Annotated in this window: 27 protein-coding genes and 2 tRNA genes; 20 read left to right on the plus strand and 9 right to left on the minus strand. The window is 58.7% G+C overall.

Annotated features, from left to right (window positions below):
• Positions 1–159: 159 nt before the first annotated feature.
• A complete protein-coding gene (locus J0X12_RS12555) occupies positions 160–1,305 on the minus strand; it encodes a PAS domain-containing sensor histidine kinase (RefSeq protein ID WP_207046265.1) in 1,146 nt (381 codons plus the stop codon).
• 259 nt (positions 1,306–1,564) lie between these two features.
• Here J0X12_RS12555 and J0X12_RS12560 point away from each other — a divergent pair, with 259 nt between their 5' ends.
• Both J0X12_RS12560 and J0X12_RS12565 read left to right on the plus strand, forming a co-directional pair.
• Positions 1,565–2,461, plus strand: coding sequence for a fatty acid desaturase (locus tag J0X12_RS12560; protein ID WP_207046267.1), 897 nt, complete (start codon positions 1,565–1,567; stop codon positions 2,459–2,461).
• Between the two features lie 130 nt (positions 2,462–2,591).
• Positions 2,592–3,116, plus strand: a complete 525-nt coding sequence (locus tag J0X12_RS12565) for a hypothetical protein (protein ID WP_207046269.1) — start codon at positions 2,592–2,594, stop codon at positions 3,114–3,116.
• A gap of 18 nt (positions 3,117–3,134) precedes the next feature.
• Here the strand turns inward: J0X12_RS12565 and J0X12_RS12570 are convergent, their stop codons facing one another.
• Positions 3,135–4,115, minus strand: a complete 981-nt coding sequence (locus tag J0X12_RS12570) for an MBL fold metallo-hydrolase (RefSeq protein ID WP_207046271.1) — start codon at positions 4,113–4,115, stop codon at positions 3,135–3,137.
• 296 nt (positions 4,116–4,411) lie between these two features.
• Between J0X12_RS12570 and J0X12_RS12575 the strand changes: the two genes are divergently transcribed.
• Positions 4,412–5,197, plus strand: a complete 786-nt coding sequence (locus J0X12_RS12575; RefSeq protein WP_207046273.1) for a DUF169 domain-containing protein — start codon at positions 4,412–4,414, stop codon at positions 5,195–5,197.
• A 202-nt stretch (positions 5,198–5,399) separates the two neighbouring features.
• Positions 5,400–5,933 carry a PAS domain-containing protein gene (locus J0X12_RS12580; RefSeq protein ID WP_207046275.1) on the plus strand — a complete coding sequence of 178 codons (534 nt, stop codon included), beginning with the start codon at positions 5,400–5,402 and terminating at the stop codon, positions 5,931–5,933.
• Here J0X12_RS12580 and J0X12_RS12585 read toward each other — a convergent pair.
• The 4 genes from J0X12_RS12585 to J0X12_RS12600 all read right to left on the minus strand — a co-directional run bounded on the left by J0X12_RS12585 (position 5,918) and on the right by J0X12_RS12600 (position 8,096).
• Positions 5,918–6,559, minus strand: coding sequence for a CatA-like O-acetyltransferase (locus J0X12_RS12585; RefSeq protein ID WP_207046277.1), 642 nt, complete (start codon positions 6,557–6,559; stop codon positions 5,918–5,920). The two genes, J0X12_RS12580 and J0X12_RS12585, sit on opposite strands and share 16 nt — an antisense overlap.
• 2 nt (positions 6,560–6,561) lie before the next feature.
• The gene (locus J0X12_RS12590; RefSeq protein ID WP_207046279.1) at positions 6,562–7,101 is read right to left on the minus strand and encodes a SixA phosphatase family protein; all 540 of its coding nucleotides are present in this window, start codon (positions 7,099–7,101) and stop codon (positions 6,562–6,564) included.
• Positions 7,102–7,187: 86 nt separating this feature from the next.
• Positions 7,188–7,664, minus strand: a complete 477-nt coding sequence (locus J0X12_RS12595; RefSeq protein WP_207046281.1) for a GFA family protein — start codon at positions 7,662–7,664, stop codon at positions 7,188–7,190.
• 12 nt (positions 7,665–7,676) lie between these two features.
• Complete coding sequence (locus J0X12_RS12600; RefSeq protein WP_207046283.1) at positions 7,677–8,096, minus strand: GFA family protein; 420 nt, start codon at positions 8,094–8,096, stop codon at positions 7,677–7,679.
• Positions 8,097–8,509: 413 nt separating this feature from the next.
• Here J0X12_RS12600 and J0X12_RS12605 point away from each other — a divergent pair, with 413 nt between their 5' ends.
• From J0X12_RS12605 to J0X12_RS12625, 5 genes are all read left to right on the plus strand, one after another.
• Positions 8,510–8,719: a cold-shock protein gene (locus J0X12_RS12605; protein ID WP_207046285.1), complete on the plus strand. Its 210-nt coding sequence runs from the start codon at positions 8,510–8,512 to the stop codon at positions 8,717–8,719.
• 156 nt (positions 8,720–8,875) lie between these two features.
• A complete protein-coding gene (locus tag J0X12_RS12610; RefSeq protein ID WP_207046287.1) occupies positions 8,876–9,208 on the plus strand; it encodes a hypothetical protein in 333 nt (110 codons plus the stop codon).
• A gap of 45 nt (positions 9,209–9,253) precedes the next feature.
• A complete protein-coding gene (gene argC, locus J0X12_RS12615) occupies positions 9,254–10,315 on the plus strand; it encodes an N-acetyl-gamma-glutamyl-phosphate reductase (protein WP_207046289.1) in 1,062 nt (353 codons plus the stop codon).
• A gap of 28 nt (positions 10,316–10,343) precedes the next feature.
• Positions 10,344–10,868, plus strand: a complete 525-nt coding sequence (locus J0X12_RS12620; RefSeq protein WP_237688135.1) for a gamma carbonic anhydrase family protein — start codon at positions 10,344–10,346, stop codon at positions 10,866–10,868.
• Between the two features lie 137 nt (positions 10,869–11,005).
• Positions 11,006–11,995 (plus strand): cytochrome P460 family protein, encoded by a 990-nt coding sequence (locus J0X12_RS12625; protein WP_207046291.1) that lies wholly within the window; start codon positions 11,006–11,008, stop codon positions 11,993–11,995.
• A gap of 26 nt (positions 11,996–12,021) precedes the next feature.
• Here the strand turns inward: J0X12_RS12625 and phaC are convergent, their stop codons facing one another.
• Positions 12,022–13,860 (minus strand): class I poly(R)-hydroxyalkanoic acid synthase, encoded by a 1,839-nt coding sequence (phaC, locus tag J0X12_RS12630; RefSeq protein WP_207046293.1) that lies wholly within the window; start codon positions 13,858–13,860, stop codon positions 12,022–12,024.
• Between the two features lie 216 nt (positions 13,861–14,076).
• Between phaC and J0X12_RS12635 the strand changes: the two genes are divergently transcribed.
• From J0X12_RS12635 to J0X12_RS12670, 8 genes are all read left to right on the plus strand, one after another.
• Positions 14,077–15,240, plus strand: coding sequence for an OmpA family protein (locus tag J0X12_RS12635; protein ID WP_207046296.1), 1,164 nt, complete (start codon positions 14,077–14,079; stop codon positions 15,238–15,240).
• 101 nt (positions 15,241–15,341) lie between these two features.
• Positions 15,342–16,550: an LL-diaminopimelate aminotransferase gene (locus J0X12_RS12640; RefSeq protein ID WP_207046298.1), complete on the plus strand. Its 1,209-nt coding sequence runs from the start codon at positions 15,342–15,344 to the stop codon at positions 16,548–16,550.
• Between the two features lie 2 nt (positions 16,551–16,552).
• Positions 16,553–17,845, plus strand: a complete 1,293-nt coding sequence (locus J0X12_RS12645) for a homoserine dehydrogenase (protein WP_207046299.1) — start codon at positions 16,553–16,555, stop codon at positions 17,843–17,845.
• A 59-nt stretch (positions 17,846–17,904) separates the two neighbouring features.
• On the plus strand, positions 17,905–18,864 hold the full coding sequence (gene glpX / locus J0X12_RS12650) for a class II fructose-bisphosphatase (protein WP_288900767.1): 960 nt from the start codon (positions 17,905–17,907) through the stop codon (positions 18,862–18,864).
• Positions 18,865–18,877: 13 nt separating this feature from the next.
• On the plus strand, positions 18,878–20,665 hold the full coding sequence (gene recJ, locus J0X12_RS12655) for a single-stranded-DNA-specific exonuclease RecJ (RefSeq protein WP_207046301.1): 1,788 nt from the start codon (positions 18,878–18,880) through the stop codon (positions 20,663–20,665).
• A 92-nt stretch (positions 20,666–20,757) separates the two neighbouring features.
• A tRNA-Glu gene (locus tag J0X12_RS12660) sits at positions 20,758–20,832 on the plus strand.
• Positions 20,833–20,861: 29 nt separating this feature from the next.
• Positions 20,862–20,936: transfer RNA gene (locus tag J0X12_RS12665), tRNA-Glu, on the plus strand.
• 102 nt (positions 20,937–21,038) lie between these two features.
• On the plus strand, positions 21,039–21,341 hold the full coding sequence (locus J0X12_RS12670; RefSeq protein WP_207046303.1) for a hypothetical protein: 303 nt from the start codon (positions 21,039–21,041) through the stop codon (positions 21,339–21,341).
• 16 nt (positions 21,342–21,357) lie between these two features.
• On the opposite strand, the gene J0X12_RS12675 is transcribed toward J0X12_RS12670, so the two are convergent.
• The gene (locus J0X12_RS12675) at positions 21,358–22,632 is read right to left on the minus strand and encodes a pentapeptide repeat-containing protein (protein WP_207046305.1); all 1,275 of its coding nucleotides are present in this window, start codon (positions 22,630–22,632) and stop codon (positions 21,358–21,360) included.
• A 174-nt stretch (positions 22,633–22,806) separates the two neighbouring features.
• Between J0X12_RS12675 and J0X12_RS12680 the strand changes: the two genes are divergently transcribed.
• On the plus strand, positions 22,807–23,064 hold the full coding sequence (locus J0X12_RS12680) for a hypothetical protein (protein ID WP_207046307.1): 258 nt from the start codon (positions 22,807–22,809) through the stop codon (positions 23,062–23,064).
• Positions 23,065–23,066: 2 nt separating this feature from the next.
• Here J0X12_RS12680 and J0X12_RS12685 read toward each other — a convergent pair whose 3' ends face one another.
• Positions 23,067–23,405, minus strand: a complete 339-nt coding sequence (locus J0X12_RS12685; RefSeq protein WP_207046309.1) for a PilZ domain-containing protein — start codon at positions 23,403–23,405, stop codon at positions 23,067–23,069.
• A gap of 193 nt (positions 23,406–23,598) precedes the next feature.
• Here J0X12_RS12685 and J0X12_RS12690 point away from each other — a divergent pair, with 193 nt between their 5' ends.
• The gene (locus tag J0X12_RS12690) at positions 23,599–23,850 is read left to right on the plus strand and encodes a hypothetical protein (RefSeq protein ID WP_207046310.1); all 252 of its coding nucleotides are present in this window, start codon (positions 23,599–23,601) and stop codon (positions 23,848–23,850) included.
• 158 nt (positions 23,851–24,008) lie between these two features.
• A complete protein-coding gene (locus J0X12_RS12695) occupies positions 24,009–24,614 on the plus strand; it encodes a hypothetical protein (protein WP_207046312.1) in 606 nt (201 codons plus the stop codon).
• Positions 24,615–24,869: the final 255 nt, after the last annotated feature.

The following is a 24,869-nucleotide window of genomic DNA, read 5'->3' on the forward strand; positions in this document are numbered from 1 at the left end:
CACCTACACCATATAGTTTTGTTATATAAAATTTTCTTTCAGTAATCAATTGCAGGATGGTTGGGCGAGCTCAAAAAAAAGCCCAAAATGCCGCATTTCAATGGGGAGGGCAGCTTTCCGCGGCACTGAAGCAGGGCAGATCGGGGCGGGGATCCCGCGTTAGAACTGCGCCTTGAAATTCGCGGCGGGCCAGCTTGCTTCGACGAAGGTGCCGCCTTCTTCGCGGTTGCCGATTGTCAGCTCTCCGCCGCGGGCCTCGACATAGCGCTTGCAGATATAGAGGCCGAGCCCGAAGCCCTTGTGCTTTTCCGACGCGAGGAAGGCATCGCGCGCGAGGAATTGCTCACCGAAACTTTGCAGCACATGTTCCGGATATTTTTCGCCCTCGTCCTCAACCCGGCATTTCAGGGTCTCCTGATTGACGGAATACCAGCGAATGGTGACAATGCCGTTTTCGCCCGTATGCCGCAGCGCGTCGGAAATAATACTGCTTTGCATCACATTGCCGACCCCCCGGTCCCCGGTGACGAGTTTCGGCGCCGTCGCGTCGCGGATCAGCATTACCTGCTTCCCGTCACGTCGCGGGGTGTCCGCGAACATCTTGACAATTTCCGCCGTATGTTCGATCGGGTCATAGACCTCGCCGGTAATCTTTATACCGTCAATTTCGAGCTTACGCGCCAGCAGAATTTCATCGACCATCTCGAGCAATTGATCGGCGCTGTTCAGGATATTCAGGACATAATCCTTGTAGCGCTGGTTCGCGAGGTCGCCAAAAACCGAATTATGCATCAGCTGGGAAAAGCCGATGATGGCATTGAGCGGCGTGCGCAGCTCATGGCTCATGGCCGCGAGAAAGTTGTCCTTTGCCTGAACGGCGGCCGTCGCCTCGGCGAGGGTTTCTTCCAGCTTGGCGGCGGTTTCATTGGCGGCGGTTATGTCGAGGATGATGCCAAAAAAATAGGATTTGTCCTTATGCGTGTAAAATTGAAGATGCACCTCCACATCATAGGTGGAGCCGTCTTTTCGCCGATGCATCGTCTGGAAGGTTAGTTTTTCTTCCGCCCCCTCTTTCAGCTGCTGGACCATTTCCTTGAGCTGGGCGAGGGAGAATGTAGGCGCAATGTTAATTGGCGTCATCTGCCTGAGCTCATCCTGGCTATAGCCCAGATTTTGGAGCGCGCCCCGATTAACAAACAGGAATTTCAGCGTCTCGCCATCGCAGAGATAGATTTCGTTTAATGAGTCCTGAATGATTTTCTTCAGCAGATCTGGCGCGAAATCCAGTTGTGTGTCCGGCGTCATGGTAAAGGTACTTTGGGTAATATTTTGTACTAATGCTTTTAATTTAATGGGCGCATTATGGCTGAGTTGGCTCATTTTACAACACGGCGATCAAATTTATTTGGCCGATGGCTTGAATGTTGTTTTTTCAGGGAATATCAGCTTCCCATGCGGTCATCGCGGCGGGGTATGATATCTCAAAAGCCCGCCCTTGCGGGGCTTATTACTGCGCCGAAAATGTCGCATTTCAATGTGCTGCTTTCTGCCGTAAACTCTCGCCATGGAAAGCCGTGATTTTATAAAGTCACTGACACGCGGGCAGCGGGAGATATTAACGCGCCGCTCGGATGTGAAGGGACTCATGCATCTCGCCGGGCATGGTGGCCTCATCCTGCTGATCGGGGCGCTGATCGCGCTTGCTGGTCCGGGCTGGCCGCTATTGATGCTGCCGCAGGGCATTCTCATCATCTTCCTCTTTACCGCCCTGCATGAGAGCGTGCACCGCACAGCGTTTCGCAGCCTCTGGCTCAACAAATGGGTGGCGAGGGTTTGCGGCCTGCTGGTCGTGCTGCCGCCGGAGTGGTTCCGCTATTTTCATATCGAGCATCACCGCTTCACCCAGGACCCGCTGCGCGACCCGGAGCTTTTTACCCCGAAGCCAGAGACCCTGCCGCAGTACATCTGGCATGTTTCGGGCATCCCGATCTGGATTTCCCATTTCAAGACGCTTTTCAGGAATGCGGCGGGGCGCTGTGACGACCCGTTCGTGCCGGCGCATGGACGGGCGAGCGTGACCAGGGAGGCGCAGGCGATGCTGCTCGCCTACGCGGCGCTGCTGGTGTTCTCCCTTGCGGCGGGGTCCGCTCTTCTGCTCTATGTTTGGATTGTTCCGGCGCTGCTCGGCCAGCCCTTCCTGCGGCTCTACCTGCTGGCCGAGCATGGACTCTGCCCGGAGGAGGAGGGGGATATTTTCACCAATACCCGCACGACGCTCACCAACCCGCTAATGCGCAAGCTCGCCTGGAGCATGCCCTTTCATGCGGAGCATCACGCCTTTCCGGCGGTGCCCTTTCACGCGCTCGAGAATTTACATAGCCTTGTCCGGCCGCATTTGCAGGAGACCGAGAGGGGCTACATCGCCTTCCATCGGGACTATATCCGGCAGCTCCGCGGCTAGGCGCGGGCCAGCCGCCGATCGGCCGCCTACGCAGCCTTTTTCGCAAATCCCAAGAAAACGATTGATTAATGCGAATGATTATCATTATCATTAGCTATGCAACGGTTTTACTTTTGAATGAGCAGAGAGCATGGCATATCCCAACCCCGCCCCGAACAAGTTTAGCGATCTCAGTTTCCCCGAGCAGCTAACGCTATGGAGCCTGCGATTCTGGTCGGACGGGTTTCGCCAGAATTATTCACCCTATGAAACGCTGAGAGAGGCCTATACGCGGGCCAAATGCCCCGCGGGTTTGATGTCGCTGGATAATTTTCTGTCGCTCGTCATTGCCGGCCACCGCCGCGTTGTCGATTTCCGCTGCCCCTGTTGTGGCGGCATTTCAGAGGATGAATGGCGGTTGCTGCAATCGCTGGCGCTGGTGCAATCGGGGGGCGGGGCGCGGATCGCGGACCTCCTGTCTCATTTTCTCGAACCCGCCACCGCGCGCATCGCCCGGACGGTCATTTATGACTGGGCCGAGGAACTCAAGGAAAGCGGCCTCATCCTGCCGTTGCGCGACAGCGTCCTCGCGGCAATACCTGTGGCGCAGGCGGTGACCGGTACAGGGTCGGTGCTCCGGGTCTATTCCAGCCGGGGCAACATGGGGCTGCATTGACGGTCGTGACCTTTCGCCTCATGAGGCGGCTTTGAGCGACCTTGTTTCGCCGATTTGGAAGATCAGCGCATTCTCCGCCCCGAAATCCTGGTCGATGGCGGCCTGGCGGAAGCGGGTAGGGGGCTCGAACGGATCCTCCGGGGTGAGCATGATCGTGCCCCAATGCATGCCAAGGGCCCGTTTGGCGTCGATGGCCCGGGCGATTTTAATGGCTTCCTCCGGGGTGGCGTGGACCGACTTCATGATTTCGCGCGGTTCATAGGCACCGATGCCGACAAGGGCAAGGTCAAACGGGCCGTGGCGCTTGCCGATCTCCTTGAAAATCTCCCCATGTGCCGTATCACCGGAGAACCAGATATTCTCTTCCGCCGTCCTGATGCCGAAGCTCGCCCAGAGGGTCTTCTTCTGGTCATGCAGGCCACGACCCGAGGAATGCACAGCGGGCAGCGCAGTAATGGTAAGACCGTCTTCCGACCAGCTCTGCCACCAGTCTAGTTCGACCACCCGCGTGAAGCCGCGCCGGGTGAAGAAGCGGTGCAGGCCAAGCGGGACGATGACCTGCGTCTCCTCCTTATAGGGATAGGCGGCAAGGGCGCGCGCATCCAGATGGTCATAATGGTTATGGCTGACGACCATCACGTCGGCCTTCGGCAGTTCATCGGCTTTCAGGGCGGCGGGAACATAGCGCTTCGGGCCCATCTGGGCGGGGCCGGCAATGTCGGTGAGATAGGGATCGGTCAGGATCACCTTGCCGCAGGAACGCAGGATAAAGGCCGCATGGCCGAGCCAGGTCACGCTCGGGTTGCCGCCCGCGATAATCCCGGCCTCGACGTCGGCACGGTCCAGCACGTGACCCTCCGGTATATCGGGCACGACCCTCGATCGTAGCTGCCGCGAGATGAAGCGGAACAGGCCGCGCTTGCTGATGCGACGGTTGGGGCTACCCTCAGGGTTGCGAAAGCCGCCGTTCGGGTCATGGTGATAGGGTTTTGCCGTCATCGTCAGGTCTCGCCAGTGTCAGGGGTATCCCTATTAGATTGCGCCCGAGGCCGATATTTCAATAGCGGCGACGTCAGGCCGACCGCGCCGGAACGTTCCATTTCCGGTTTGCGTTATTGATCTGGATCATTTGCCACCATGCCGGTATTGTAGTCGCCATAGAACCGGGCAGGTGCCAAAACAGTTAGAAAAAGAACGAGGGCGCCGATCGGAGCTTCATTTCCGCATAAGACGGGCAGGATGACAGGAGCTGGATTTCTTGTCACGCTCTATAAAAATACAAAGGGGGAAGAATATTGACAAAACTTGAAGAATTCTACGACTGGGACGCGATCCTGGACGGACTCAACAAATATCTCCGGATCCGGGCGACTCCGATCGGCATGAAGCTGTTCGAGACGAAAGAGGAGATGGAAGCGGTCGAGAAAATTCGCCGTCCGAATTCAATTCATACGGCGGACCAGATCGTTGCCCAGGCCGCCCGTCTTGGCTGGACAGTCGGCGTGACCGCGGAGGATTTCGTCGGCGCCCAATGCGGCGCGGTGATGGGGCTGCACCCGCAGGATGCGGAATGGCAGGAAGGCGCACGCTATGCCGGCGTCTGGTATGAAACCCCGGAAGATGCCCGCAAGCATCAGGCGGCCATGACCGTCGTGCCGTCCGGGCAGTTCACGGCAATGGCGGTTTCGCCTCTGGCCTCGAAGCGCCTCAATCCGCCGGATATCTGCCTGATCTATGCGACCCCGGCGCAGATGATCATCTTTATCAACGGCCTGCAATGGGCGGGCTACAAGAAGCTGGATTTCTCGGTCGTCGGGGAATCCTCCTGCGCCGATAGCTGGGGGCGCGCCCTGTCTACGGGGGAGCCGAGCCTGTCGCTGCCCTGCTTTGCCGAACGGCGTTACGGCGGCGTGCTGGAAGATGAACTGCTGATGGCCATTCCGCCGGCCTATCTCCCCAAGGTAGTGGAAGGATTGGCGGCGCTGTCGAAAAACGGCCTCAGATATCCCATCCCGCAATATGGCATCCAGAATGATGTGCGGGCCGGCATGGGGGTGAGCTACAGCAGTAAATCCAAATAAATACCAGATAAAAGACGGATTTATTTCCGTCTTTTATTATGCTTCCCTAAAGCTCGTAGAACGTGAAGAATGAGTATTGGCATGCACTAAATAAATGAGTATATTCCCCGCCGCTTATAAATAGGGTATGTAGGTATGAAGGCTCATTCTGCTGGAGCCGGTCATGTTGCAATATTCGGGGCAAACAGGGAATTGTTGACGCATGGATTATGAGAAATTCGATGACATTGACTGGGTAACGCCCGATGCGAAGGAATTCGCGTATTACTGGCGCAGTCTGGATCGAGATCGTGTAGTCCCCCGACGAAGCAGTTTTGACCCGACCCGGATTTCGCCGTTGCTGCCTGGCATCGCGATATATGAGGTCAAATCCCGGGATGAGATTATCTACAGGCTGGCGGGCACCGCCGTGGTCGATCATTTCGGGATGGAAGTGACGGGCATGAATTTCCTGGATTTCTGGGAAGGGGACAGGCGCCAATTGGCAGCTGACTCCATGTTCAAATGTATTTCGACGCCTTGCGGCATGTTCACGCGACTGATCGGTGTTTCACGGAACGGGCGGGTGGAAACGAGTGTGGCCGTCGGCTTCCCGCTGCTTGACCAGGAGGAAGTCTGCAATCGGCTGGTGTTTTATTCCACCGGTTTCAATAACGCGGAGTATCGGGCCCCGGGGGAAGACCAGATCAAGACCCTGCGGGCGGACCAAACCGTCTTTATTCAGCTCGACGACTGAAACTCCTCGACATTTTTCTGCAACGCCTCAAAGAAGCGGGCCCCGTGCAGGCCATCCATGACCGCGTGATGCGCCTGTAGATTGACGGAAACCCGCGCGCGGCCCTCCTCCTCGACGATCTTGCCCCAGGCGATGCGCGGAATGCAGTCATCCTTGTTGGCCAGCGGATGGGTCGTTGCCGTGAAGTCGAGCCAGGGAAGGCAGCTGAGATAAATCCACTGATCCTCCCCCTCGATGTCATTTTCCAGTGTGGTTTGCCGCGTCGCCGCTTCAACCGCCGTCCGGCAGGCCGTATCGAAGGACGGCCAGTCTTCCCGATAGGGTGTCTGACAGAAGGCGAAACGGTCTCCCTCGATCGGCACAGTGAAGGACGGATGAACGATGTCATGCATCACCACGGTCTCGCCGCGAAAGCGGGTACGGAATTCGGGGATTCTGTTGGCGGCGCTGATGATGCAGAACAGCATCGCGTTAAAGACCGAGAGTTTCTCCCGCCGGGCGGTGGCCAGCAAGTTGGTGACAATGATCGGGGCGGTGAACCCGAAATGCGGCATCTCGCTTCGACGGTACATCTCGTAATGCGCGCGTCGTTCCCACCTCGTCAGATCGATCACCGTCTCGCCCATGATTACTCCTCATCCTCGTCCGTCGATCCCGGCAGCATCTTCGGCGTGACGAAATGGACGAGCTGACCCCGGCCGCCAAGGTCGCGCCAGTCATCGATATCGAACCGGATCTGCGTCAGCGCCCCGGTGGGGTATTTCTTCTCGATCAAATGGTAGCCGTTATCCGGCGTCCGTTCGGCAAGATCAAGCGCCATCTGCTGCATCGTCGGGTTATGACCGATGATCATCACATGGACCTCCTCGATCGCCGAGCTCTTGAGGTAGGAGATCAGCCCGCTGCCATTGCCCGCGGAGTAAATGGAGGGTTCAACCTTCACCTCGGTCCCGTCAGGCAGGAAGGGGTCGATCTGGGCCAGGGTCTCGCGGGTGCGGCGGGAGGGGGAACAAAGGATGAGGTCGGGGAAGATCTTGTTCTGTTCAATATAAGTGCCGATTTTCAACGCCCCGCGCCGTCCGCGGGACGTAAGCGGACGGTCAATATCGGCATTGGCCCGATCGGACCAGCTGGATTTGGCGTGGCGAAGCAACGTCAGTTTGCGCATAAAATCAATAGTCCTATTGGCTTTAAAAAACGCGATTTAACAGGTCCGCATGGAAATAATATGACAGGAATCTGGCCCAGTTGCGGCTAACTTTCAAGGCCGAGTCGCTGGTGCCATCCGGCGATCGATTCCTCCGGATACGCGTCAAATACCTTATCGTTCGGCCCGGCGTCCACCGGCACCCATGCCTTCTTCGACCCGACCATGAGGAAGGTCCGCTCAGGGGCGGCGGGCAGGTCCGTATCGATGGCGGAGGCGAAGGGGTGGATCAGCTCCGGCCAGCGGGGATCATGAACCCAGAGCGCGCTGCCGCAATTTTTACAGAAATGCCGCTGTGCCGGGCTCAGTCCCTGGTCCCCTTCCAACTGCGCCTGGTAGACAGAAATATTTTCCTCACCCTCGACCTTCAGGCTATCGGCGTCGCCGCCGAGGTTAATCGCGAAGCCGCCGCCGCCCTGGGTCTTGCGACAGATCGAACAGAAGCAGACGTTGAAGGGGTAGGGGTGGGCGGAATTGAGCGAGAACCGCACCGCGCCGCAATGGCAGGAACCCAGTAATTTCATCTGCATGTCTCCTCAGTTGCTGTCGGGGTCGTCGGGATAGCTGTCATATTGCGGCAGGCCGTCCGTAATCTCGTAATAGTCCTTCTTGTCGGCAACGAATATATGGCGGCTGGTTTTAAGGCCCGTGTCCCCCTCAAAACTCCCGGCGAGGATGCTGACCTGATCGCTATCCTTCCTCCGCCAGAACAGGTTGGCGCCGCACTCCCCGCAAAAGCCGCGTTCCGCCCAGTTGGAGGAGCGGTACCATTTCAGGCCGCGATCCTCGGTCAGGCGGAAATTCTCCAGCGTCGCGGCGGTGGCCGCAAAATAATGGCCGCTGGACTTCTGGCACTGGCCGCAATGGCAGGAAATAACGTCCCGCAGCGGTCCGGTGACATCATAGCGGACCGCGCCGCAAAGGCAGCTTCCCTGTCTGGTTGCCTTCTCTGTCATCGTCGATATCCTCCCTGTGCCCCGGATATGTCGCGCAAGGATATCCTGACTCGGTCGTTCCGTCAGCCTCAAAAGCACACACTGGGAACGGGAATTTTATATCCGGGTCATGATAGGAGACCTGCGCGTAAAAATGGCGGGAAGGCGCGCTGACCCTCAAATTTGCCTATAAAATATGCGACCTGCCTAACAGTGTTGCATCGTTCCGCAAGAAGAGTAACAAAAAATTGATTTTGCTGAAATCTTTCTTGCAAAAACGCTCATTATCTATTACGCGAGTCGTCGGGAGTCCTTGTTTTTCGGTTGTTATACGGCAGGAAACAGGGCTTCCAAGGTTGATCTGTCGCTGCTATTTGGGCACTTCGACAGCGCTATCGACCTGATATATAGAATGAGTGTCCAGGAGACTAAACATGGCAAAAGGTACAGTAAAGTGGTTTAACCCGACCAAGGGATACGGTTTCATCGCTCCAGATGAGGGCGGGTCAGACGCTTTCGTGCATATTTCGGCTGTTGAACGAGCCGGCTTGACGACCCTTCAGGAAAACGCAAAAGTTCAATATGAACTTGTTGAAGGGCGTAACGGCAAAACATCTGCTGAAGAACTCGTGCTGCTGGACTGAGATAAAAGGTTCCGATACGAAAGAGAAAAGGCGGCGTTTGCCGCCTTTTTTTGTGGGGAAAACGATAGTGCCGGGATGAGAACCTTTGCCATCAGAGGATTTTCATGTAAATAAACCGGCAGGAACGCGCCACGGCTGGCGCCAAGGTTTAAGTGAATGAACTACCCAATTAAAAACGCGGACGATATCGATATTGAAACGCTTGGCATTCCTCTCGATGCGGAGGGCGGCTTCACGATCCAGGTGAAGGACCATGTCCATCGGCTCACTGGGGAAGAACTCGCGGCGGAAATGCGCGACCAGCTCGATATCCGCAGTTCGTTACGCGGCGCGCTCTTAAGAAAGGCGAACAAGGATATTCTGGCCGGCCTGAAAAAAGGCCGACTCCGACTAAGCGAGGAAGCCCGCGAGGCTTTTGATCTGAATATTTTGATCTGGTTTGCAGACAAGGCCCTGAAGGGCGAGCACAAGCCTTATCTGAAGACATAATTTGCTTTTTTAGGAGTCCGGCGCGATCCTTGCCGGTATATGGACATGACGAATACAACAACGAAAATCAAAGCGGGCATTCTCGGCGCGAGCGGCTATACGGGGGCGGAGGCAATGCGGCTGCTGCTCCGGCATCCGAATGTCGAAATGACGCTGCTGACAGCGGACCGGAAAGCCGGCCAGCCAGTGGAGGAGGTTTATCCCCATCTTGGCGGCTATGGCCTGCCAGACATGATCGCGGTGGAGGATGCGGACTGGGCGACGGTCGATGTGGTCTTCTGCGGCCTGCCTCACGGTACGACGCAGGAAATCATCGCGACACTGCCGGCAACCGTGAAGGTGGTCGATCTCTCCGCCGATTTCCGGATCGAGGATCCGGACACCTACGCCGAATGGTACGGCCATGAACATCGGGCGATGGATCTGCAGAAGGACGCGGTCTACGGCCTGACGGAGCTGTATCGGGAGAAGATCAAGTCGGCGCGGCTGGTGGCCTGTCCCGGCTGCTACCCGACGGCGGTGCTCCTTTCGCTGGTCCCGCTGGTCGCTGCCGGACTGATTGACGCGGATGACCTGGTGATCGATGCAAAGTCGGGCATTACCGGCGCGGGCCGGGGATTGAAGCAGAACACCCTGTTCAGCGAGGCGGGAGAGGGGCTCAGTCCCTACAGCATCGCCGCGCATCGGCACGCCCCGGAAATCGAGCAGGAAGTCGCCAAGGCCATCGGCCGGGCGCCCGCCGACATGCGGGTCAATTTCGTGCCGCACCTGATCCCGATGAGCCGGGGGGAGCTGATTACGTCCCATGTCCGGCTCGCCAAGGGCAAGACGGCCGCAGACTTGCGCGCCGAAATCGCGAAAGTCTATGAGGGCGAGCCCTTCGTCCGGCTGCTGAAAGAGGGCGCGATCCCGCAGACGCAGATGGTGCGGGGCTCCAACAACTGCGTGATCAATGTATTCGAGGACCGGATCAAGGGCCGGGCGATCGTCATCGCGGCCATCGACAATCTGGTCAAGGGATCGAGCGGGCAGGCAGTTCAGAACATGAACCTGATGTTCGGGCTTGAGGAAACCCTCGGCCTGGAACAGGCGCCGCTATTCCCGTAAAAGAAATAACAAGAAGAGATTATTACGCATGAGCAAGAATATCATTCCCTTCAAGGGCGTCATGCCCGAGATCGCCGAGGATGCCTTTATCGCGCCGTCGGCGGACGTGATCGGCGACGTGGTAATCGGCGAGAAATCCAGCATCTGGTTTAACTGCGTCGTGCGCGGGGACGTCCACTCGATCCGTATCGGCAAGCGCAGCAATATCCAGGACGGTACGGTCATTCATGTGTCCGGCGGCACCCATTCGACAACGATCGGCGATGATGTGCTGGTCGGGCATAACTGCCTGATCCATGGCTGCACGCTGGAGAATGGCAGCTTCGTCGGCATGGGCGCGGTGATACTGGACGGCGTCGTTGTCGAAAGCGGTGCGATGGTCGCTGCCGGGGCGCTGGTCACCCCGGGCAAGCGCGTGCCCAGCGGCGAACTCTGGGGCGGCTCCCCCGCCAAATGCCTGCGCCAATTGACCGCAGAGCAAAAAGCCAACCTCACCAACGGCGCCAAGCATTATGCGGAACTCGGCCAGACCTACCGCGCGGAACTGGGTTAGTCGGGCACAACCGTCCGATTCCTTATCCCTGACATCCTCGCGCGTTATTCACCCCATCGTGATGAGAGTTGAGATTATTTCTCGCGGCCATCGACATATGCTCCTCCCAAAGCATTCAAAAACGAGGAGAAAAGTATATGTCCGCACTAAATTCGAAACTTCTGTCATCCACCTTCGTGGCAGCCCTGATCGGTGTGGGCGGCGTTGTCGCTGTCGCGGCGGTGGCTGTGCCGATCACTGCCATGACGGTCAAACCAGCGGCAGCGGCCTGTAACCCCTGCGCCGCGAAGAAGCCCGCCAACGCCTGCAACCCTTGCGCTGCGAAGAAGCCAGCCAACGCTTGCAATCCTTGCAACCCATGTGCAGCGAAGAAGCCGGCTAATGCCTGCAACCCCTGCAATCCGTGCGGGGCGAAAGCCGCCACATCAGAATGCGTTGTGCCCTCCGTACAAAAGGCTGCCCTTTGTAATCCTTGCGCCGCGAAGAAAGCCTGCAATCCGTGTAATCCATGTGCGGCCAAGAAAGCCTGTAACCCCTGTAATCCCTGTGCCGCGAAAAATCCGTGTGCCGCCAGCAACCCCTGCAACCCGTGCAATCCCTGTGGTGCTGCTGTCGCGATTTCAGATGTGGAACTGGAACCTGCTGAGGCCACAGCCGCCTATAACTGCCTGAACGCGGACATGACGGCGGCCTATGCCAGTTCCGGCTTGCCGGTGGCAGCGCAGTATCTCGACTGGAAAGCCTTCTCAATCGCGCCATATGCGTCTGCCACCCATGGCGGGCGGCATGTCATGAACTATGCCAACAGTGTCGCTGAGGAAGCCTATGGCCGTTATGAGGAAGTCGGCCGGATGCCGGTAGGCTCTGTCCTGGCAAAGGACAGCTTCGTCGTCCAGACCGATGGTTATGCCACCGTCGGGCCGCTTTTCCTGATGGAGAAGATGGCCGCCGGCTTCAACAAGGCGAGCGGCGACTGGAAATACACCATGATCATGCCTGACGGCTCCGTGGCCGGTGTCACCAACGGCAAGGGATCGGACATGATGAAATTCTGCTATGAATGCCACATGGCGATGGAGGATACGGACAGTCTCTTCTTCCTGCCTGAAGACCTCCGGGTTAACTAACCCCCCTGGATGACGGCGGTGGCCAGCTACTTGCTGCCGCCGCCGTTGTCTTCACTATAGGGCTTGGCCTTGACCTTCACATAGCTGCCCGGCGCATCCTCGATCGGCTTCAGCTTGCCCTTCGCCGGATCGCGCGCCGGTACTTTCGGGCCTGATTTCTTCGACAGCCACTTGTCCCAGTACGGCCACCAGGAGCCGGGATGCTCCGTCGCGTCGGCGAACCACTCCTCCGCCGTGTCGTATTTCTTCTTCTTTGTGTTGGTCCAGTGCTGGTACTTCTTCGCATCCGGGTGATTGATAACCCCGGCGATATGCCCGGAGCCCGCCAGCATCAGCTCCGTCGGGCCGCTGAACATCTTGGTATTCTTGAACACCGATTTGAACGGCGCAATATGGTCTTCCTTGCTCGCCTGGATAAAGATCGGCGTCTTGATCTTCGACAGGTCGATGGGCTGGCCGCCAAGGGTGAGGGCGCCCGGCTGCTGCAGCAGGTTCTTCTGGTACATATTGCGCAGATAGAAGCTGTGCATCTTTTGCGGCATGTTGGTCGCGTCGGTGTTCCAGTACAGCAGGTCGAACGGGAAGGGCGACTTGCCGAGCAGGTAGTTATTGATCACGAAGGACCAGATCAGGTCGTTGGAGCGCAGCAGGTTGAAGGTGTTGGCCATCTCCTTGCCCTCCAGATAGCCACCCTTCATCTTGCTTTCGACCAGCTTGATATGATCCTCGTCGGTGAAGACGAGCAGGTCGCCCGCTTCCTCGAAGTCGAGCTGGGCGGCAAAGAAGGTGGTCGCCTTGATCCGGTCTTGCTCCCCGATAGCGGCGAGATAAGCCATCGTCGACGCCATCAGCGTCCCGCCAATGCAATAGCCTATGGTGGTGACTTCCCGCTCACCGATAGAAGCCTCGATCGCGTCGAGCGCGGCAAGAACGCCTTCGGACATGTAACTCTCGAACGTCTTGTCCACATGCCGCTCGTCCGGGTTGACCCAGGAGATGACAAAGACCGTGTAGCCCTGCTCGGTGCACCATTTGATGAAGGAGTTCTCTGCCTTCAGGTCGAGAATATAGAATTTATTGATCCAGGGCGGCGTGATCAGCAGCGGCCGCTTATACACCTCTTTCGTGGTCGGCGCATACTGGAGGAGCTGCATCAGGTCGTTCTCGAAAATCACCTTGCCGGGCGTCACCGCGATATTGCGCCCGACCTCGAAGGCGGATTCGTCCGTCATCTTCGGGATCAGCTGCCCTTTCGTGCGCTTGAGATCGTCGAGCATGTTCTCCAGCCCGTGCACCAGGTTCTCGCCCTTGCTTTCCACGGTTTTCTTCAGGACATCCGGGTTGGACCAGAAGAAGTTCGACGGTGACATCGCGTCCGTATAGAGCTTGGTATAAAACTCCGCCTTCTGCTTTGTCTGCTTGTCCAGCCCATCGACATCGGCAACCGTTTCCTGGATCCAGTTGGCGGTCATCAGGTAGGACTGCTTGATATAGTCAAAAATCTGGTTCTGGCTCCATTCCTCGGACTTGAAGCGTTTGTCACCCGATTCCGGCGTCACCAGTGGCCCTGCTTCTTGCCCGCTGGCCCGCAACGCGGCACTCTGCCAGAGATCCATGTAGTTCTTCCACAGCGCGGCCTGCGCCTCGATGATCTTGCCCGGATCGGCCATCATCTTGTTCATCAGCTCCATGAAGGTCTTGCCGACGGTTCCCGGGTCGGGATCGATATGGGTTTTTTGCTGGTTGTTCAGAAATTCGGTGACGAGCTCCTGGCTCTGCGCGGCAATTTTTGCGAAATTCTCTGCGAATTCCTTGGACGCCTCTAAGGCTTCCTGGCTGCTTTCGAGCGGCTCCTTGTTCGACATGCTGACATATTCTCCCTGAGTTGCTCTCGTCTGTGATGACCGACAGATTTCAGGCTGAATAAAATTCCCCGATAGCCCTGAAATCGTCAGAAAACATTGCGAATTTCTCCCTCTTATGTTTAATGATAGCGTTGTTTTTTTAAGAGTATATCAAAAACTTGCCAATCTCAATGCGGGCCTCGGGTCAAAGCGGGGACAGGCAGGACGGACATCTTGATGACCATGACGCCACACGTATTCGAAAATCGCCTTTTACGCGCCTCTCGCCTCTTGCTGTGCGGGGTCCTTCTGCTGGGCTTGTTGGCAGGGACCGCCTGTTCCACCGACAATACCGACGAGCAGGAGGCGGCGGAATATCCGAACCTGAACAAGGTACCGGAGAAGCCGGAAACGGTTGCCTCGCTGGCGGAGGCCAAGGAGATCGAGGAAGGGCTGCGCGCCGATCGCGACAAGGCCCGCTATACCGATGAGACCCTCCGTGCCGATACGTCGTTGCAGCCGCCGCTGGCGGCGCCCCCAAAACCGGTGGTCGAGGAAGTAAAGACGGAAACCGTCACCGAGGTGACCGAAACGGTGAAAGCGGACGGTTCTGAAACAGTGACCGAGACCGTAACCGAGGTTGTCGAGGACAAAACCACCGAAGCGGCGGCCCCTGCCGTTGCCGCCGTGGCCCAGGAAAAAGTGACGGAAACACCGCTGCCCGCACCCGAAGTTGCAGCGGCCGCAACCGACGAGACCCCGACGGCAGCGCCCATGCGCGACCAGGTGATTAGCGGCGAGACCACGCCAAAGCCGGCCGTCGCCAGTGTCTATGAGCAGCAGCTTGCGGCCCAGAACGCAACCCGCCTGCCGGATACCATAAGCGCGAGCGGCGCCTCCAATACGGCGTCAACGGCGTCAACCGAGGCATCGGCCCCGGCAGCAACGGCCGCGTCCTCTTCCTCCTCTTCCGGCAATTCGCTGACCCTTAATCCGCCGGCCAATGAGGGCGGGCGCGTCATCCAGAATTATGCCGCCTCCGACGGGTCAAGGCCGATCGAAACCATTTACTTCGCGCAAGGCTCTCACCGCATCAGCGCGGCGGACAGGGCCAAGCTCGACCGCATCGCCCGCACCCAGAAGGCGACCGGCGGCACGCTGAAGATCGTCGGCCACGCCTCCAGCCGGACGCGGGACATGCCCGAAGCGCGGCACATGATCGTCAATCTCAATGTCTCGCAACTGCGGGCATCGAAGATTGCGGAGTATTTTATCGAGGCGGGGGTTGAACCGTCCAATCTTTTGGTCGAATCCGTCAGCGATGCGGAACCCCTGATCAATGAGCCGATGCCGAGTGCCGAAGCAAAGAACCGCCGCGCGGAAATCTTTCTTCTAAATTAACGAAAAGTCGTTTAAATACCCGCGTAGGAATAACCCCAGGCTCCCGGAACGCCCGAAATGCGCGCCGGGAACCGCTTTATTAATGTAACAGGAAAAGGCTGATGGATCCGGATTTCCACCGAATAAAACGCTTGCCGCCATATGTATTCGAAGAAGTGAATCGAATGAAAGCAAAGGCGCGAGCGGCCGGAGAAGACATCATCGATCTCGGTATGGGCAATCCCGACAGCCCAACGCCGCCGCATATCGTTGAAAAGCTGGTGGAAACAGTGCGCGACGGCCGCACCCATCGCTATTCGACCAGCCGGGGCATTCCCGGGCTGCGCCGCGCCAACGCCGCCTATTATAAGCGCCGCTTCGATGTCGAGATCGACCCGGAGACGGAAACCATTGCGACACTTGGCTCGAAAGAGGGGCTGGCCAACCTCGCCATGGCGATCACTACGCCGGGCGATGTCATTCTGTCGCCGAACCCGAGCTACCCGATTCACCCCTATGGCTTCATCATCGCCGGGGCCGTTGTCCGTCATTTCGAGGTCGGGCCGGGAATTGACTTCTTTGCTGCGCTGGAGCGCGCGGTGCGGCACTGCATCCCGACGCCGACCTGCCTGATCCTCAATTTCCCGTCGAACCCGACGGCAATGACGGTGGATCTGGAGTTCTACAAGGAAGTCGTGAAATTCGCCAAGGAGCACGGGATGTACATCCTGTCCGACCTGGCCTATGCGGAGATTTACTTCGGCGACGTCAAGCCGCCGTCGATCCTGCAGGTGGAGGGCGCGCGCGATATCGCGGTCGAGTTTACCTCGCTCAGCAAGACCTATTCCATGCCGGGCTGGCGCATGGGATTCGCGACCGGTAACAAACGGCTGGTCGGCGCGCTGGCCCGTATCAAGTCCTATCTCGATTACGGCGCCTTCACCCCGATCCAGGTGGCGGCGACGGCAGCCCTCAACGGCCCGCAGGACTGTGTTGAGGATTTCCGGCAGCTTTACAAGCACCGGCGCGACGTGCTGATCTCCGGCTTTGCCGCGGCGGGATGGGAGGTGCCGTCCCCGGAGGCGACCATGTTCGCCTGGGCGCCAATCCCGGAACCCTTCACGCATCTGGGCAGCCTCGAATTTTCGAAACTCCTGCTGCAGGAAGCGAAAGTTGCAGTCGCCCCCGGCCTTGGCTTTGGGGAACATGGGGACGGCTTTGTCCGTGTCGCCATGGTTGAGAATGAGCAGCGGATTCGCCAGGCGAGCCGCAACATCAAGAAATTCATGGCGAATGCAGATCAGCATCTCGCCAGAAAAGAGGCGTCCTGATCGTGAGTACAAATGTAAGAATTGGTATCGCCGGGCTCGGCACTGTCGGCGCGGGTGTGTTGAAGATCATCAAGGAGCATGGCGACCTGCTGGAGGCGCGCTCCGGGGCGCATCTGACAGTCACCGCCGTTTCCGGACGCGATAAAACCAAAGACCGCGGCGTCTCGCTGGACGGGCTGACATGGTATGATGATGCCCGCGCGCTCGCCGACGATCCGAATGTGGATATCGTGCTGGAACTGATCGGCGGAAGCGATGGCATCGCCAAGGACCTCTGCGTGAAATCCCTTTTGAACGGCAAGCCGGTGGTCACCGCGAACAAGGCCCTGCTGGCCGAGCATGGCAACGCGCTTGCGAAACTCGCCGAGGAACATAATGCCCAGCTCGCCTATGAAGCGGCAGTCGCCGGCGGCATCCCGATCATCAAGGCGCTGCGCGAAGGGCTGGCGGGCAATGCCATCTCCCGCGTTTACGGCATCCTGAACGGCACCTGCAACTATATCCTCACCGAGATGGAGGAGACGGGCGGCGAGTTTGACGCCATCCTGAAGGACGCGCAGGACCTGGGCTATGCCGAGGCCGATCCCAGTTTTGATATCGATGGCGTCGATGCTGCGCATAAGCTCGCGATCCTGACCAGCGTCGCCTTCGGCACCCCGGTCGACTTCGCACAGGTCTATATCGAGGGGATCCGTAACGTCACCGCCGCCGATATCACTGCGGCGAGTGAGCTTGGCTACCGTATCCGCCTTCTGGGTGTGGCCCGGCGGACAGAGAAGGGGATCGAGCAGCGGGTGCATCCCTGCATGGTCCGGCATGAGACCACCATCGCCAATGTGAACGGCGTCTTCAACGCGGTTGTCGTGGATGGCGATTTCGTCGACGAGACGTCCTATGTCGGGCGCGGTGCGGGCGAGGGGCCGACGGCCTCCGCCGTGGTCGCTGATATCGTTGATATCGCGCTTGGCCGCCACACCCCGACTTTCGGCATTCCGGTCTCGAAGATGACGGAGATCCCGACGGTTCCGGTCGAGGATCATGTGGGGGCCTATTACGTCTGTCTCACCGTCTATGACAAGCCGGGCGTGATTGCCGATGTGTCGGCGGTATTCCGCGATGAAAACATTTCCATCGAGAGCCTGCTTCAGCGCGGCCGCTCCAAGCAGGAGGCGGTTTCCGTCATCCTCGTCACCCATGAGGTGCAGGAGGCGGCGTTGGTGCGGGCGCTTGGAAAAATAGAGAAATTCGCCCATAGTGTGGCAAAGCCGCGTATGATTCGCATTGTGTCACTATAGGTGTTGGGTAGCAGTGAGCGTGACAGGATGATCGCGCCAAGAGTAATGGAAGAAGAAATATGACTAAGTCCTCGCATTTGGATAGAAATCTCACCCTGGAAATCGTCCGTGTGACGGAAGCCGCCGCGCGCGCCGCCTGTAATTTGGTAGGCCTCGGCGATGAGAAGGCCGCCGACCAGGCCGCCGTGGACGCGATGCGGACCGCACTCAACCTCCTGAATATTGAAGGCCGGATCGTCATCGGCGAGGGCGAGCGGGACGAAGCGCCGATGCTCTATATCGGCGAGGAAGTCGGCACGGGCAAGGGCCCGAAGATCGACATCGCGCTTGACCCGCTGGAAGGCACGACCCTGACCGCCAAAGGCGGACCGAACGCGCTGGCCGTGATCGCGTTCGCGGAGGAAGGGAACTTCCTGAACGCGCCGGATACCTATATGGAAAAGATCGCCGTCGGCGGTGGCTACCCCGAAGGGATCATCGATATCAACAAGTCAGCCGGTGAAAACCTCCGCGCAATTGCCGAGGCAAAGGGCGTGCCGGTCAATCAGACCATGGCCTGCGTCCTCGATCGGCCGCGCCATGCAGAAATTATCGCTGATATCCGCGAGACGGGCGCGCGTATCCAGTTGATCTCCGACGGTGACGTGGCCGGCGTGATGGCGACTGCAAATCCCGACACGGGCATCGATATGTATGTCGGCACCGGCGGCGCACCGGAAGGCGTTCTCGCCGCGGCGGCGCTTCGTTGCATCGGTGGACAGATGCAGGGTCGCCTGGTCTTCCGCAATGACGACGAGAAGGCCCGTGCCGCCAAATGGGGCATCACCGACCTGCACCGGATCTATAACCTTGAGGAACTGGCTGCCGGGGAAGTCATCTTTGCGGCAACCGGCGTAACCGACGGCTCCATGCTGCGCGGCGTGCGCCAGCGGGGCGACCGGGTCTATACGGAAACCATCGTGATGCGGTCCTACTCCGGCACGGTGCGCTACATCCGGGGCGATCATAAAGCTAAATAACGGGGACTGATTCATGGACGCGCCTTTCGCGCCGGCCTTTCTGGATGTTGAAAATTCCCTGACGTCCCGGCGCTGGCGATTGCGGTCCGAGAATGAACGCCTCGGCCTTGCCATCTCCCAGCGGCTGGACGTGCCAGAAATTGTCGGCCGGGTGATGGCGGGGCGCGGTGTCCCGCTGGAGGAGGCGGAGCAGTACCTGACGCCGCAGCTGCGCCACCTGCTGCCCGATCCGTCCAGTTTCAAGGATATGGATGCGGGGGCGGCGCGCATTGCGGCGGCGATCCAGGCGGGGGAGAAGGTCGCCGTCTTTGGCGACTATGACGTGGATGGCGCAACTTCCTCCGGTCTGTTGAAGCGATTCTTTAACGCGATTCGCCAACCCCTTGAAATATATATCCCCGACCGCATGAAGGAAGGCTACGGCCCGAATGCACCGGCGATGGACACGCTGAAAGGGCGGGGGATCGACCTGGTCATCACCGTCGACTGCGGGATTGTTTCCTTCGACGTGTTGAAACATGCCCGGGAGATCGGGCTGGACGTGATCGTTGTCGATCATCACCAGGCCGAAACGCGCCTGCCCGAGGCGGTGGCCGTCATCAATCCCAAGCGCCATGACGAGAGCCAGCAATTTACCTATCTTGCCGCTGTCGGCGTCACCTTCCTGCTGGTGGTGGCGATCAACCGCGCGCTCCGAAACGCGGGCTGGTACAACGACGCCCGGCCGGAGCCGGATCCGCGCCATTGGCTCGACCTGGTAGCGCTGGGGACGGTCTGCGACGTGGTGCCACTGATCGGGCTTAACCGCGCCTTTGTCGCGCAAGGGCTGAAAGTAATGGCGCGGCGGGGCAATGCGGGCCTCGCGGCACTTGCCGATGTGGCCGGGCTGGATGAGACGCCGGGCACCTATCACGCGGGGTTCCTGCTAGGCCCCCGGGTCAATGCCGGGGGGCGGGTCGGGCGTCCTGAATACGGCCCGGAACTGCTGTCCAGCGACAGCCCGGATAAGTGCCGGGAACTGGCCGGGCATCTCGATCGCTATAACAAGGAACGCAAGGAGATCGAGGCCGAGGTGCAGACAGAGGCGCTGCTGATGGTGGAGAAAAGCAGTCTCAAGAATGATTCGGTGATTGTCGTCGCCGGGGAGGGGTGGCATCCCGGCGTGATCGGTATTGTCGCCAGCCGCCTGAAGGACACCTATCAGCGCCCGGCGGTCGTGATCGCGCTGGACGGCGGGACGGGCAAGGGCTCCGGCCGCTCGATTCCCGGTGTGGATATGGGCGCCGCCGTGGGGGCCGCGCGGCATAAGGAGCTTATCGTCGCCGGCGGCGGCCATCTGATGGCGGCAGGGCTGACCATTGCGTCGGACAAGATCGACGCCTTTCGCGCCTTTCTGAACGAGCGGCTGGCAAAGGACGTGAGCGACGCGGCGAGGGCGGCCAGCCTCGGCCTTGACGGCGCGCTCTCCATCGAGGGGGCAACACCGGAGCTTGTGGCGCTGCTGGAGCAGGCGGGGCCTTACGGAGCCGGAAACCCAGAGCCGAGATTCGCATTACCGCGTGTCCGGCTGGTGCAGGCGAGCATTGTCGGCGAAAATCATGTGCGCTGTATCCTCACCGGGACGGCCGGTCGCGGGCGTTTGACGGGGATATGCTTCCGCGCACTGGAAACGCCGCTTGGGGACGCCCTGCTGGGCCATAACGGCGGCAGTTTTCATATTGCCGGGCATCTGAGAAAGAATAACTGGCGCGGAAACGTCTCGGCCCAGTTGCTGATTGAGGACGCCTACCGCCTCGCATAACCCTGTCCACGGTAAAATTTGAAAAAATTCCAATTTTTTACTTGATATGTCGGGCGAAGATCGGTAAATCCTGCCCCTGCGACCGGATACGTGTCCCCTTCGTCTATCGGTTAGGACGCCAGATTTTCATTCTGGAAAGAGGAGTTCGATTCTCCTAGGGGATACCATCCGGTCCGCGGCTGTACCCTTACATTGCGTCCCCTTCGTCTATCGGTTAGGACGCCAGATTCTCATTCTGGAAAGAGGAGTTCGATTCTCCTAGGGGATGCCAACGCCGCGGCGGACAGATCTATTTGCTCTCTTCCATTTTTCGTCCCGATCACTAAGTATAGGGTAATCGCGCCTGCTGTGACTTTAACTGACGGAGATATTGATGAATTTGCGCCTGTGTTTTGAACATAAAGCCGGAGTGAATATCGACGAGGCCACCGTCTTTCGTCATTACGCGGAGAATTACCTGAACGGGTTTAACGTGAAATGGGCCGGCTCGATCAGCATCCCGCACCATGATACGAAAACCAGCCCGATGGAGCCGCTCTGGCAGTATATAATCCCGGATGCCTCCACGGCGGCCCGCGACTACCTGATCGAGTATCTCGATCGCAACCCGATGGCCGGCTATTTCGTCCATGTCTATGAAGTCGACAGCGGCACCGGCGACCAGAAAATTCACTAGACCTTAAGGGGTGTTGCTAGGCGCTGGCTTTTGTGTCGAAGCGGGCGTCTTCCATGTCGGCGCCGTCAAAGATGGCCCCGTTCAGTTTTGCGCCCCTGAAATTGGCGTCGATGAGGTTGGCGTCGGTCATGTTCGCGCCTTCGAGGTTGGCGCCCACAAAGCTCGCCGCTGACAGGTTGGCGGGCCATTTCTTGCCCAGGGGCTCCCCCTTGGGCCCTTTGAGGTCCACGGCGGTGAGAATGGCGCCCTTCATTTGCGCGTTCTTGAGGTTGGAGCGGGACAGGTTGACCCCCTCCATCATCGCGTCGGTCAGGTCCACATCCTCCATGATGCATTGCGACATGTCGGACATCACGGTCTGGCAGCCGCGCATGATGGTGCCCTTGAGGTTGGCGCCCTTCATGGTCGCGCCACTCATGGCGCAGCCGGTAAAGTCCATGCCTGACAGGTCCATGCCCGACAGGTCGGCGCGCTCGCCTTTCAGGCCGTTGGTCTCGACCCAGAGGAAATGCTTCTTGAGGATGCCCTGCAGGTTCGGCGGGAGCGGGGTGGATTCCTCCTCCGGAATCAGATGTGCGGCGGCGGCCTTGGATTTGGAGAAGTCGACATTCTCCAGCTTCGCGCCGTCGAGTTTCACATTGTCGAAATTGCAGCCCTCGACCTTGGCACCGGACAGGTCAACATTGCTGAGATCCGCCCCGGCAAGATCGGCGCCGGTCAGGTCGCAGCCCGCCATGTTAGAGCCCATGAAGCCCGCGCCATGCAGGTCCGCGTTTGATAGATTGGCCCCGCGCAGCTGGGAATAGGCGAAGTTCGCATTGCCGAGCGCCGCACCGGACAGGTTGGCGCCGTTGAGATTGGCTTTTTCCGCGACCACATCCTCCATTTCCGCATCGGACAGGTCACTGGCGGGGAAGGTGACGGTTTCGCCGCCGGACAGTATGAGGGAGCCGCCGCGAAAATCCGCTTCCTGCAGGTTCGCGCCATTGAGTTTCGCGCCCTTCAGCTCCGCGCCGCGCAAATCGGCCCGGATCAGCAGGCTGTCGCGCATGTCCGCCTTGGTGAGGTCCGCGGCGTATAGATCGGCGGCAATCAGGTTGGCGCCCCGGAAAATGGTCCGCGAGAGCTTGCAGCCCGAGAGGCAGGATTTCTGGAGTTTCGCCCCGGCAAAATTCGCCCCGGTAAAATCGGCATGCTTGAAATTCGCGCGTGCCCCTTTCTTGGAGTCGGCGAGCCACCGTCCGTGGTCGGCAAGCATTTGCATAATTTCCTGTGGCGTCATTGTTGTCATGCGGAGCTCTCTTTGGTCGAACCCTGTCTTGTCCGTGATAAGACTAGATTAACATTTTTCACACATACTTCAGGGGCAGTAACGGCCTGTCGTCTGGCTTTTATACCCAGACAAGGTTAATAGTTAGTTGCTATCTGCTGTTAAATGACGAATCAACGCCGGGGACGAATAGAAATGTTTCAAGTGACGCAGGAGCAGGTCGATGCTCTTGAAATTTGGGTAAAGGACCGCCGCGAAGCCTATGTTCGCAAGGGGTTCCATCTGGCGGCGAACGCAGGGGCGACGCCGCTTGCATCATTCTCGGTGGATGGCGGGCTGAAGCCGGAGGACCTGGAAAAATCAATCATGGAACTGCGCAAGGAATATGAACTGGCGGAAATGTTCCATAAGGACGCGAAACAGATGCTTCACGCCGGACGGCAGGGCGGCTGACGTCAGTTAACCACGTGGAAGCGTTCGCGGCGCTTCTTGGCCAGCAGGCCGGAAATCTTTTGGATCAGCGCCTGCTCCTTCTCTTCTGAAAACGCAAACTTCACCCCGACACCGTTCTCCATCTGGCGGACGATGCGGGCGGGGATGATCCCGACATTCTCGATCTCGAGCGTAATTTCGGTCGCGTCGGGCAGGCGCATGTCCATCTGCAGCCCGGCCCCGCCGAGCGAGATATTGAGGATACGCGCGTGCAGGCGGCCGCCGTCATGGGCAATCTCGGTCTCCCGGGCCAGTTCTACGCGGCGATGGGCGCGGCGGTTCTCGATATCGGATGCGGTCATCTTGGCTCCTGCGGGTGGGCCCGTCTTCACGGGCCGCAGCTGTTGTTAAACGGGCAGTCTCGCCGAGATTGGTTAATAAGTCGTTTGCAGTGCCGCTAAATCGCCATAAAGCAGGGATAGGAGGGCGGGCGTTAACCTTTCATTTACTCTCTCGCTTTACTCTTGGGGAACAATTATCAGGAAAGGGTCCGTTATGCGGCAACAGGAACTCACGTCTCTCGTCGAGGGATTGAAATCCGAATTCTCGAAAGCGCCCCGGCTTAACCGCAAATCCATCGCGGACCGGGCAAACGGCGCCAACATCGCCGCGCTTGACCTGATACTTGAGACCACAAGCACGGAGCAGGAGGGGCCCGCGACGCGGGAACAGGCACAAACCCTGAAGGCACTGTCACATGAATTCAAGGAAATATCCGGCATCCTCGGCGGACTTCGCACCCGGTAATCCGGGGGGCAGGGTCCCTGCGCGCAGATTTGCGGCCCGAGAGACGGGAATAGGGTTAAAATCTGGTTTGGCAAAGCTGCCGAATATGTTACATCTGCTGTGCATATTCCGGATAGTCGGCGCTCGTCGCGTTTCCATTGAATGTTGAATAGTAGAAAATGCCGCTCGTATCTGACCTGAAAGAAAAACTGACATCCCTTTGGCAAGCCGTGCTCACCCGCACCAGGGCCAGTTCCTGGACGGAGCGGGCAATTGTTGCCGCGCCGGTACTGGCGTCGTTGCTGGTCGCCGGGGTGACATTGCTGCTCGATATCTTCCTCCGCGGTATGACCGGGCTGGGGTGGATCTTCTCGCTTCTCGGCACGGCCGGGCTTCTCCTCGTCTTCTTTGCGCCGCTGGCCTATGTCGGCGTCTACCTCTACAAGCGCGTCTGGCACCGGTTGAAAGAGCGGCGCTTCATGGATGCGCTCTGGATCGGGCTTTATCTGCCCCATGCCTTCGCCGTGCTGATCGTCGTGATTGCCCAGCTGGAGGGATCGGAGAATATCACCAGCCTCTCCGCCGCGATCATCACCTGGGCGATGCTGAGCCTGTTGCTCTCGCCGTTCAGCGTGCTGCTGACCCTGCTGGTCTGGTCCTACCTGCCGAAGGAAATCCGCCTGCCGAGGGAGCTGTTGCAGCTCCCCTCGCGCCTTAACGCCCGCGGCCAGAACCTCCTCGCCCCGCCTGCACCGAAAGACGACAGCGACGCTTTGCGGACCTGAAGTCGGACGTTTTCATCATAGTTCGGGCGACTGGGTCCTCCGCCAGCGTGGGATTTTTATAGAATTATCGCAGCCCTGCCACCAGTTCCTCCCGCTGCACTTCCCGCTTTACTTTGATCGCTAATATGTGCAGAATTTTGCGTCGATAAAACAAGAACAAGCAGACGCAAAAAACTGCATAAATAACAATAAATTATAGCGACGTCCGGCGACCGAGACAGGGGCCGGGTGACGTTCAAAATCCCGAGAAGAAGG

The organism is Sneathiella sedimenti (assembly GCF_017313765.1).
Lineage (GTDB): Bacteria > Pseudomonadota > Alphaproteobacteria > Sneathiellales > Sneathiellaceae > Sneathiella > Sneathiella sedimenti.

Bases quoted from the DNA above. Each gene is read 5' to 3' on its own strand.
- J0X12_RS12555 (WP_207046265.1), bottom strand. From the start codon at position 1,305: ATGACGCCGGACACACAACTGGATTTCGCGCCAGATCTGCTGAAGAAA.
- J0X12_RS12560 (WP_207046267.1), top strand. From the start codon at position 1,565: ATGGAAAGCCGTGATTTTATAAAGTCACTGACACGCGGGCAGCGGGAG.
- J0X12_RS12565 (WP_207046269.1), top strand. From the start codon at position 2,592: ATGGCATATCCCAACCCCGCCCCGAACAAGTTTAGCGATCTCAGTTTC.
- J0X12_RS12570 (WP_207046271.1), bottom strand. From the start codon at position 4,115: ATGACGGCAAAACCCTATCACCATGACCCGAACGGCGGCTTTCGCAAC.
- J0X12_RS12580 (WP_207046275.1), top strand. From the start codon at position 5,400: ATGGATTATGAGAAATTCGATGACATTGACTGGGTAACGCCCGATGCG.
- J0X12_RS12585 (WP_207046277.1), bottom strand. From the start codon at position 6,559: ATGGGCGAGACGGTGATCGATCTGACGAGGTGGGAACGACGCGCGCAT.
- J0X12_RS12590 (WP_207046279.1), bottom strand. From the start codon at position 7,101: ATGCGCAAACTGACGTTGCTTCGCCACGCCAAATCCAGCTGGTCCGAT.
- J0X12_RS12595 (WP_207046281.1), bottom strand. From the start codon at position 7,664: ATGAAATTACTGGGTTCCTGCCATTGCGGCGCGGTGCGGTTCTCGCTC.
- J0X12_RS12600 (WP_207046283.1), bottom strand. From the start codon at position 8,096: ATGACAGAGAAGGCAACCAGACAGGGAAGCTGCCTTTGCGGCGCGGTC.
- J0X12_RS12605 (WP_207046285.1), top strand. From the start codon at position 8,510: ATGGCAAAAGGTACAGTAAAGTGGTTTAACCCGACCAAGGGATACGGT.
- J0X12_RS12610 (WP_207046287.1), top strand. From the start codon at position 8,876: ATGAACTACCCAATTAAAAACGCGGACGATATCGATATTGAAACGCTT.
- argC (WP_207046289.1), top strand. From the start codon at position 9,254: ATGACGAATACAACAACGAAAATCAAAGCGGGCATTCTCGGCGCGAGC.
- J0X12_RS12620 (WP_237688135.1), top strand. From the start codon at position 10,344: ATGAGCAAGAATATCATTCCCTTCAAGGGCGTCATGCCCGAGATCGCC.
- J0X12_RS12625 (WP_207046291.1), top strand. From the start codon at position 11,006: ATGTCCGCACTAAATTCGAAACTTCTGTCATCCACCTTCGTGGCAGCC.
- phaC (WP_207046293.1), bottom strand. From the start codon at position 13,860: ATGTCGAACAAGGAGCCGCTCGAAAGCAGCCAGGAAGCCTTAGAGGCG.
- J0X12_RS12635 (WP_207046296.1), top strand. From the start codon at position 14,077: ATGACCATGACGCCACACGTATTCGAAAATCGCCTTTTACGCGCCTCT.
- J0X12_RS12640 (WP_207046298.1), top strand. From the start codon at position 15,342: ATGGATCCGGATTTCCACCGAATAAAACGCTTGCCGCCATATGTATTC.
- glpX (WP_288900767.1), top strand. From the start codon at position 17,905: ATGACTAAGTCCTCGCATTTGGATAGAAATCTCACCCTGGAAATCGTC.
- recJ (WP_207046301.1), top strand. From the start codon at position 18,878: ATGGACGCGCCTTTCGCGCCGGCCTTTCTGGATGTTGAAAATTCCCTG.
- J0X12_RS12670 (WP_207046303.1), top strand. From the start codon at position 21,039: ATGAATTTGCGCCTGTGTTTTGAACATAAAGCCGGAGTGAATATCGAC.
- J0X12_RS12675 (WP_207046305.1), bottom strand. From the start codon at position 22,632: ATGACAACAATGACGCCACAGGAAATTATGCAAATGCTTGCCGACCAC.
- J0X12_RS12680 (WP_207046307.1), top strand. From the start codon at position 22,807: ATGTTTCAAGTGACGCAGGAGCAGGTCGATGCTCTTGAAATTTGGGTA.
- J0X12_RS12685 (WP_207046309.1), bottom strand. From the start codon at position 23,405: ATGACCGCATCCGATATCGAGAACCGCCGCGCCCATCGCCGCGTAGAA.
- J0X12_RS12690 (WP_207046310.1), top strand. From the start codon at position 23,599: ATGCGGCAACAGGAACTCACGTCTCTCGTCGAGGGATTGAAATCCGAA.
- J0X12_RS12695 (WP_207046312.1), top strand. From the start codon at position 24,009: ATGCCGCTCGTATCTGACCTGAAAGAAAAACTGACATCCCTTTGGCAA.